This window comes from Pseudomonas nitroreducens (assembly GCF_014204515.1).
Classification (GTDB): Bacteria; Pseudomonadota; Gammaproteobacteria; order Pseudomonadales; family Pseudomonadaceae; genus Pseudomonas; species Pseudomonas nitritireducens_A.
Genome location: NZ_JACHLI010000002.1, coordinates 425,740 through 434,483 on the forward strand (window position 1 = coordinate 425,740; position 8,744 = coordinate 434,483).

6 protein-coding genes and 1 pseudogene are annotated in these 8,744 nt (G+C 64.8%); 6 read left to right on the forward strand and 1 reads right to left on the reverse strand.

What is annotated here, in order from left to right; genetic code table 11:
• Positions 1 to 59 precede the first annotated feature (59 nt).
• The 4 genes from HNP46_RS04755 (at position 60) to HNP46_RS04770 (ending at position 5,554) form a co-directional block, all read left to right on the forward strand.
• A complete protein-coding gene (locus HNP46_RS04755) occupies positions 60 to 1,055 on the forward strand; it encodes an extracellular solute-binding protein (RefSeq protein ID WP_409372400.1) in 996 nt (331 codons plus the stop codon).
• Positions 1,056 to 1,214: 159 nt separating this feature from the next.
• Entirely contained in the window at positions 1,215 to 2,672 is a 1,458-nt protein-coding gene (locus HNP46_RS04760) for an amidase (RefSeq protein ID WP_184586348.1), read from the forward strand.
• A 29-nt stretch (positions 2,673 to 2,701) separates the two neighbouring features.
• Positions 2,702 to 4,021 (forward strand): malonyl-CoA decarboxylase, encoded by a 1,320-nt coding sequence (locus HNP46_RS04765; protein ID WP_184586349.1) that lies wholly within the window; start codon positions 2,702 to 2,704, stop codon positions 4,019 to 4,021.
• Positions 4,022 to 4,030: 9 nt separating this feature from the next.
• A complete protein-coding gene (locus HNP46_RS04770; protein WP_184586350.1) occupies positions 4,031 to 5,554 on the forward strand; it encodes a malonate--CoA ligase in 1,524 nt (507 codons plus the stop codon).
• A 944-nt stretch (positions 5,555 to 6,498) separates the two neighbouring features.
• Here the strand turns inward: HNP46_RS04770 and HNP46_RS04775 are convergent.
• The gene (locus HNP46_RS04775) at positions 6,499 to 7,476 is read right to left on the reverse strand and encodes an NADPH:quinone oxidoreductase family protein (RefSeq protein WP_184586351.1); all 978 of its coding nucleotides are present in this window, start codon (positions 7,474 to 7,476) and stop codon (positions 6,499 to 6,501) included.
• A gap of 158 nt (positions 7,477 to 7,634) precedes the next feature.
• On the opposite strand from HNP46_RS04775, the gene HNP46_RS04780 reads away from it, so the two are divergent.
• Both HNP46_RS04780 and HNP46_RS04785 read left to right on the forward strand, forming a co-directional pair.
• Complete coding sequence (locus HNP46_RS04780) at positions 7,635 to 8,048, forward strand: flagellar basal body-associated protein FliL (protein ID WP_184586352.1); 414 nt, start codon at positions 7,635 to 7,637, stop codon at positions 8,046 to 8,048.
• Positions 8,049 to 8,357: 309 nt separating this feature from the next.
• Positions 8,358 to 8,744, forward strand: a pseudogene (locus tag HNP46_RS04785) (transposase); the annotation flags it as partial.

Genomic DNA, 8,744 nt, shown 5'->3' on the forward strand with positions numbered 1-8,744 from the left:
CCCACATACCGGAGTAGAAGATGAGCAAACTGATCGCTGCTGTAGGGGCCACGCTGGCCATGGGGCTGGTGGCCAACGTGCACGCCGCCGAACAACTCAACGTGGTGAGCTGGAGTGGCTATTTCACCCCGCAGATCCTGGAGAAGTTCGAGAAGGAAAGCGGCATCAAGGTGACCGTGGATTCCTATGACTCCAACGAAACCCTGCTGGCCAAGCTCAAGCAGGGCGGCGCCGGCTACGACGTGGCCATTCCCTCCCACGCCTTCGTGCCGATCCTGATCCAGGAGAAGCTGCTGGAGCGCTTCGAGCCGGCCAGCCAGCCGTACTACGCCAACATCGAAGACAACCTGAAGAAACCCGCCTGGGACCCGGAAGGCGGCTACGCCGTGCCCTTCATCTGGGGCACCACCAGCGTGGTGCTCGACAGCGCGAAATACAGCGGCCCGGCCGATAGCTACTCGGTGCTGTTCACCCCGCCCAAGGAGCTGCAGGGCAAGATCAACATGTTCGACTCGGCCAGCGAAGTGATCGACACCGCCAGCCTCTACCTGGGCATCCCGCTGTGCAGCGAGGACCCCAAGCAGATGCAACAGGTGCTGACCCTGTTGAAGAACCAGAAGCCGTTCGTGAAGACCTACAGCTCCAAGGCCGGCTCGATCCGCGAGAACCTGGCCTCGGGCGAAGTCGACATGTCGATGTTCTGGGGCGGCTCGTCGATGCGTGCGCGTGAGATGAAGTCCAGCCTGAAGTACCTCTACCCGAAAGAGGGCGTGATGGCCTGGGTGGACAACCTGGTGATCCCGGCCGGCGCCAAGCACCCGGAAAACGCCAAGAAGTTCATCGCCTTCCTCAGCCAGCCGGAGAACTCGGCGATGACCCAGAACTTCCTCAAGCACCAGAGCCCGATCAAGGGCGTGGAACCCTTCCTCGACGCCAGCCTCAAGGATGCGCCGGAACTGCACATCCCCGAGGGCACCAAGGTGGTGTTCAGCAAGACCTGCGGTGAAGGCGCGATCCGCCTGGCCGACCGTATCTGGACCAACCTGATGCGCTGATCCCTCACGGGACAAGGCAGAGCGATGCCCGCGTGTGCTGTCCCGGCGCAACGGCATCGCTCGGCCCGAAGAACGCAAAAAACCCCGTCCGACGGCGGGTCGCTGAACCCGAATGACGCTTCCACCTGCCGGAAGCCTGATGAAAAAAGGCCGCGCTCCATGAGCCAGAACAAGCACAACGAACTCGTCCAACTCCAGGCCTTTGAGCTGGCTGACCGCATCCGCCAGCGCGAGGTTTCCTGCCGCGAAGTGATGCAGGCGCACCTCGAACAGATCGAGCGCTACAACCCGGCGGTCAACGCCATCGTCAGCCAGCAGCCGGACGACCTGCTGCTGGCCGAAGCCGACCAGCGCGACGCCGAACTGGCCCGTGGCGACTACCGCGGCTGGATGCACGGCCTGCCCCACGCGGTGAAGGACCTGTCGCTGACCCAGGGCATCCGCACCACCCTCGGCTCGCCGCTGTTCAGCGACTACCTGCCCGAGCGCGACGGCATCATGGTCGAGCGCATCAAGGCGGCCGGCGCGATCATCATCGGCAAGACCAACACCCCCGAATTCGGCCTCGGCTCGCACAGCTACAACCCGATCTTCGGTGCCACCGGCTGCGCCTACGCGCCCGAGCGCACCGCCGGCGGCAGCAGCGGTGGTGCGGCGGCGGCCCTGGCGCTGCAGATGGTCCCGGTGGCCGACGGCAGCGACATGATGGGTTCGCTGCGCAACCCGGCGGCCTTCAACAACATCATCGGCTTCCGCCCGTCCCAGGGCCGCGTGCCCTTCGACGACAGCGCCGACCTGTTCATCGACCAGCTCGGCTACGAAGGCCCGATGGGCCGCAGCGTGCGCGACGTGGCGCTGCTGCTGTCGGTACAGGCCGGCGGCGATGCCCGCGCGCCGCTGTCCATCGCTGAAAGCGGCGAGCAGTTCGCCGGTTCGCTGGAACGTGATTTCAAGGGCGCGCGCCTGGGCTGGCTCGGCGACCTGGGTGGCCACCTGGCGATGGAGAAGGGCGTGCTGGATCTGTGCCGCCAATCCTTCGCCGACTTCGAAGCCATCGGCTGCCATGTCGAGGAGACTGCCCTGGGCTTCTCCCCCGAGCGCCTCTGGGACACCTGGCGCACCCTGCGCCACTGGGTGGTCGCCGGCTCCCTCGGCGCGGCCTACACCGACCCGGCCAAGCGCGAACTGCTCAAGCCGGAGGCGATCTGGGAAGTGGAGAATGGCCTGAAACTGTCCGCCATGGACGTGTTCCGCGCCTCCGCCGCGCGCAGCGACTGGTACCGTGCGATCAGCCGGCTGTTCGAGCGCTACGACTACCTGCTGCTGCCCAGCGCCCAGGTGTTCCCGTTCGACAAGACCTGGGACTGGCCGAAGGAGATTGCCGGCAAGTCCATGGACACCTACCACCGCTGGATGGAAGTGGTGATCCCGGCCACGCTGTCCGGTTGCCCGGCGGCCAACGTGCCGGTGGGCTTCAATGAGCAGGGCCTGCCCATGGGCCTGCAGATCATCGGCAGGCACCAGGCCGACATGGCCGTGCTGCAACTGGCCCACGCCTACGAGCAGGCCTCGCGCTGGTACCAGCGCTGCCCGCCGCCCATGCTGGCGGAGCGTTGATCGTTTTATCCACAAGCTGAGGGGGACGCATGAACATCAGCTTCTTCCAGGAACTGCTGCAAAGCATCACCGAGCGCGGCCGGCAACTGCTGGAGTCGCGCGAGCCGGCGCCGGGCAATGCCCAGGCGCTGGCGCAGGCTTGCCACAAGCTCATCTCCAGCCACGGCGAAGCCTCGGGCGTGGCCCTGGCGCAGCAGGTGCTGTGCGCCTACCGCGACTGTCCGCAGGACCAGCAGAAAGCCTTCTTCGACACCCTGCTGAGTGACTTCGCACCGCCCCACGACGCGCTGGCGCAAGCCTGCCAGCGCTACCTCGACGAGCCATCGTCGGCCAATACCACAGCGTTGTTCGAAGCCAGTGAGCCACCGCGCCAGGAACTGTTCCGCCGCCTCAACCAGGCACCCGGCGGCACCGCCGAGCTGATTGCCATGCGCCGCCTGCTGCTGCAGGAACTCAAGGCCAATCCCGAGCTGGCCGCCGTGGACCACGACCTGCAGCACCTGCTGGCTTCCTGGTTCAACCGTGGCTTCCTGGTGCTGCGGCGCATCGACTGGTCGACGCCGGCCTCGATCCTGGAAAAGATCATCAAGTACGAGGCCGTCCACGCCATCAAGGACTGGGACGACCTGCGCAGCCGCCTGCAGCCGGCCGACCGCCGCTGCTTCGCGTTCTTCCACCCGGCCCTGGCCGACGAGCCGCTGATCTTCGTCGAGGTGGCGCTGACCCGTTCCATGCCGGGTGCGATTGCAGAGATCCTGGAGGGCAAGCCGGCTGATGCATCGGCAGACGAGCCCGACACCGCCGTGTTCTATTCCATCAGCAACTGCCAGGACGGCCTGCGCGGCATCTCCTTCGGCAACTTCCTGATCAAGCAGGTGGTGGAGGAGCTGGCGCGGGAGATTCCGAGCCTGCGCCAGTTCGTCACCCTGTCGCCGGTGCCCGGCTTCCGCCGCTGGCTCGATGGCCTGGGCGACGATGCGCAACTGGGCGTGGCCGCCGCCGACCTGCTCAAGGCGCTCAAGCCCGACGCACCGCCGCCGCCGCGCACGGAGCAAGCGATGCTGGCGCTGGCCGCCGAATACTTCCTGCATGCCAAGACAGGCGCCGGTCTGCCGCTGGACCCGGTGGCGCGCTTCCACCTGGGCAACGGCGCTCGCCTGGAACGCCTGAACTGGCGCGGCGACCTGTCCGCCAGCGGCCTGCGCCAGGCCGCCGGGCTGATGGTCAATTACCGCTACGAGCTGCGCCAGATCGAAAAGAACCACGAAGCCTACGCCAACCAGGGCGCGGTCACCGCCTCACCCGAGGTGCGCAAGCTGGCCACCCTGTCGGCGAAAACAAAACGCTAGGACCTCACCATGAACCAGAGCCTTTTCGCCGAAGTCGGCAAACACCTGCCCAGCGACCTTTCCAAGCCCTTCATCCGCACCCCGTTCGGTGGCGGCTACAGCTACGCCGACATGCTGCGCAGCACTTCGCAGTTCGCCCACGCGCTGGTGGAGCTCGGTGTGCAGCCGGGCGACCGCGTCGCTGTGCAGGTCGACAAGAGCCCCGAGACGGTGATGCTCTACCTCGCCGTGCTGCGTGTCGGCGCGGTCTACCTGCCGCTCAACAGCGGCTATACCGGCGAGGAGCTGCGCTATTTCCTCGACGACGCCGAGCCTTCGCTGTTCGTCTGCGCGCCGGCCTTCGAGGCCCAGGCCCGCGAGCTGGCGAAGGTCAGCGGCGTAGCCCATGTGGAAACCCTGGGCGATGCCGGCGACGGCTCGCTGATGGCGCGGGTACTGGGCAAGCCGGGGCGCTTCGCCGATGTAGAGCGTGCGGCTTCCGACCTTGCCGCAATCCTCTACACCTCCGGCACCACCGGGCGCTCCAAGGGCGCGATGATCAGCCACGGCAACCTGGTCTCCAACGCCCGCGCGCTGGTGGATGCCTGGCAGATCACCAGCGAAGACTGGCTGCTCCACGCGCTGCCGATCTTCCACATCCACGGCCTGTTCGTGGCTTGCAACAGCCTGCTGATGGCCGGCGGCTCGATGCTCTTCCTCAGCAAGTTCGACGCCGCGCAGATGCTCCGCCTGCTGCCCCAGGTGAACCTGCTGATGGGCGTGCCGACCTTCTACACCCGCCTGCTCGACCAGAGCGGCCTGACCCGCGAAGCAGTGGCGCACATGCGCCTGTTTATCTCCGGCTCCGCGCCGCTGACCGCCGAGACCCACAAGGCCTTCTCCGAGCGCACCGGCATGGCCATCCTCGAACGCTACGGCATGACCGAGACCGGCATGAACACCTCCAACCCGCTGGACGGCGAGCGCATCGCCGGCACCGTCGGCTTCCCGCTGCCGGGCGTCGAGCTGCGCATCACCGACCCTGCCCAGGCTGAGCCGACCCTGCTGCCGCAAGGTGAGCCGGGGATGATCGAGGTGCGCGGGCCGAACGTGTTCCAGGGCTACTGGCGCATGCCGGAGAAGACCGCCGAGGAACTGCGCGCGGACGGCTATTTCATGACCGGCGACATCGGCTTCGTCGACGAGCGCGGCTACGTGCAGATCGTCGGGCGCAACAAGGACATGATCATCAGCGGCGGCTTCAACGTGTATCCCAAGGAACTGGAGGAAATCCTCGACACCCTGCCGGGCGTGGCCGAGTCGGCGGTGATCGGCGTGCCGCACCCGGACTTCGGCGAGGGCGTGACCGCCGTGCTGGTGGCGGGCAAGGGGGACGCCCCGACCGAGGCGCAGGTGCTCGCTGCACTGGACGGCAAGCTGGCGCGCTTCAAGCAGCCCAAGCGGGTGATGGTGGTCGACGCGCTGCCGCGCAACGTGATGGGCAAGGTGCAGAAGAATGTGCTGCGCGAGCAGTTCAAGGCGCTCTACTCCTGAATCCTCGGAGTAAGAAATGCCCCGCTCATGCGGGGCATTTTGCTTTTGTAGGAGCGGAGCTTCTCCGCGAAATCCTTCTCGCCGTCATTCGTTTCAACCGGATTCTGCGGGGATCAATCCCGCGTAGGAGCGGACTTTGTCCGCGATGCTCTGGCTTCTGGTTGGGTCTTCCTGCGCCGCTTCGGCGTGCGCGCGGACTTCTTGTTTCGCCCCCTCGGGCGACCCACTTTGGCAAACGACCCAAAGTGGGCAAGGGTCTTGCCCCGATCATCCGGTTTTTCGCTTAGGCGAAAAATACCCTCGTTGAAGCGCAGTTTCAGGGGCCCGAACTAGGCGTCCCCCACGAAGGGCCATCCCTGGCCCATCGCGGCTCTCGCGACATCCATGTCGCTCAACCCCTGAAACTGCGCTTCAACGAGGCCTCCTGAACGGGGCCGTCCGGAGCGCTTGGACGTTTCTCTGGAAGTCTCCAAGAGCCAAAGCCAAAGCCAAAGCCAAAGCCAAAGCCAAAGCCAAAGCCAAAGCTGAGCATGGGCGCATGATTTTCCTGTAGGAGCGAGCTTGCTCGCGAACCCGCCCAACTCGGAGCCTTCAAGTATGTAGGGCGCATAACTCGGAACGGGTTATCCGCCGATGCCACACGGCGGATAACGCTGGAGCGTTATGCGCCCTACGATCCTGATGGCCCGGTGTGGCCGGATGTTCGCGAGCAAGCTCGCTCCTACGAAAAGCGCTCCGCAGTTGGGCGTGGCTGTAGGATCGAGGGGGATGCCTGGTTCCTGCTCGCGAACCCGCCCAGCTCGATGCCTTCGATCAACTGGGCGTGCGGCGCGCTCCAGCAGGTTGCATCGGAATGAAAAAGCCCCGCTCTCGCGGGGCTTCTGGCTTTCGTAGGAGCGGACTCTGTCCGCGAAACGCGGAGGCAATCCGCGCCCACGAGGCAATCAGCGAACGGTCACCACCACCTTGCCCACCGCCTTGCGCTGGCCCAGGTGATTGATCGCATCGGCGGCCTTCTCCAGCGGGAAGGTCTGCGACACCAGCGGCTTGATCTTGCCCTCGGCGAACCAGGCGAACAGCTGCTGGAAGTTCGCCGCGTTGTCCTGCGGCTGGCGCTGGGCGAAGGAGCCCCAGAACACGCCGACCAGCGAAGCGCCCTTGAGCAGGGTGAGGTTGGCCGGTAGCGCCGGGATGGTGCCGCTGGCGAAACCCACCACCAGCATGCGGCCGTTCCAGGCGATGGAGCGGAAGGCTTCCTCGAACAGGTCGCCGCCCACCGGGTCGTAGATCACGTCCACGCCCTGGCCGCCGGTGAGTTCCTTGAGCTTGTCCTTCAGGCTGCCTTCGCTGTAGTTGATCAGCACATCGGCGCCGGCGGCCTTGGCCACTTCCAGCTTGGCGTCGCTGCTGGCGGCGGCGATGACCTTGGCGCCCATGGCCTTGCCGATTTCAACGGCTGCCAGGCCGACGCCGCCGGACGCGCCGAGCACCAGCAGGGTCTCGCCCGGCTGCAGGTTGGCGCGCTGCTTGAGGGCGTGCATGGAGGTGCCGTAGGTCATGCCGAAGGCGGCGGCGCTGGCGAAGTCCATGCCGTCGGGAATCGGCATCACGCTGTAGCCGGGCACCGCGACTTCCTCGGCGAAGCTGCCCCAGCCGGTCAGCGCCATCACACGGTCGCCGGGTTTCACATGGCTGACCTTTTCGCCGACGGCGCCGACCACGCCGGCGGCCTCGCCACCCGGGGAGAACGGGAAGGGCGGCTTGAACTGGTACTTGCCCTCGATGATCAGCGTGTCGGGGAAGTTCACCCCGGCGGCGTGGACCTGCAGCAGGACTTCGTTCTTCTTCGGCTCGGGGCTGGCGACCTCTTCCAGCACCAGGGTTTCGGCGGGGCCGAAGGCTTTGCACAGCACGGCTTTCATGGGGAGCACTCCGTTCCGGGATTCTTGTGAGTAGTGGGCCAGTGTAGGAGCGCGTGGCTGAGGGGCAAATCACCATGGCCTGGGCTTATGCCCCGATATAGCTTGGGCGGCGGCGCGAGTGTGGCTATCCTTTGCCCATTGAATCCGGAGACATCGCCTTGAGAGCTTTCCTCGCCCTGTTGCTGGCCTTTTCCTTCAGCACCTTCGTCATGGCTTCCGAATCCGAAGAAGCCAAGCCGGAAGATGCCAACAAGCCCGTGTTCGTCGACCTCACCCCGGCGCTGGTGGGCAACTATGGCGGTGGCCCGCGCCTGAAGTACTTCAAGGCCGACATCGCGCTGAAGGTCACCGGCAAGGAGGCCTCCGAGAAGGTCGAGCACCACGAGCCGCTGATCCGCAACCAGTTGGTGATGCTCTTCGCCCAGCAGACCGACGACTCCCTCGGTAGCGTCGACGGCAAGGAGAAGCTGCGCCAGGAAGCCCTCAAGCAGGTACAGACCGTGCTCCAGCAGGAAGAGGGAAAGCCCCTGGTCGACGACCTGCTGTTCAACAACCTGATCGTCCAGCCCTAAGCATTATGATAAGTCATTGATTTTAATATGATTTTTATTCAATTTAATTTTTTCTCCTATTTCTATCCCCGAATCATCTCCGTTCTTCGTGTGCTACCTGTCTGTACCTGTTGAGGGCTCCAAGCGCGCTCTCGGGGGGGCTAAATATGGCGAAAGCTTGTGAAAGCTCCGCATTGACTGTGAATGGGCTGTAAGCTTTGCGCCACGGGCTCTGAGCTTTCGATCTTCCTCTCTGGTTTGGCCCCCTGTATCTGAGGACAGGGCCTCACGCTTAAACTAGGAGATAGTCTTGTGACTGGTTTTAAGCGTATGCCCAATGGAAGTGATGGCGGCCAATTGCTTGGTCCCGAGCGTCGGCGCCGACGCAGCAGCGAGGAGAAAGTCGCCCTCGTGCGTGAAACCTACGAGCCAGGGAAGAGCGTTTCGCTGGTGGCTCGGCAGTATGGAATCAACGCCAATCAGCTGTTTCGGTGGCGCAAGCTTTATCAGGAGGGAAGCCTGCTTGCCGTCCAGGCTGGTGAGGATGTCGTTCCGGCCTCTCAACTGGCAGCGGCTTTGAAGGAGATTCAGGCCCTGCAGCGGGTGTTGGGCAAGAAGACGCTGGAGAATGAGATTCTCCGAGAGGCTGTGGAGTACGGTCGCTCAAAAAATTGGATTGCGCGCTCGCCCTTACTGCCGGGGGACGACCAATGAATT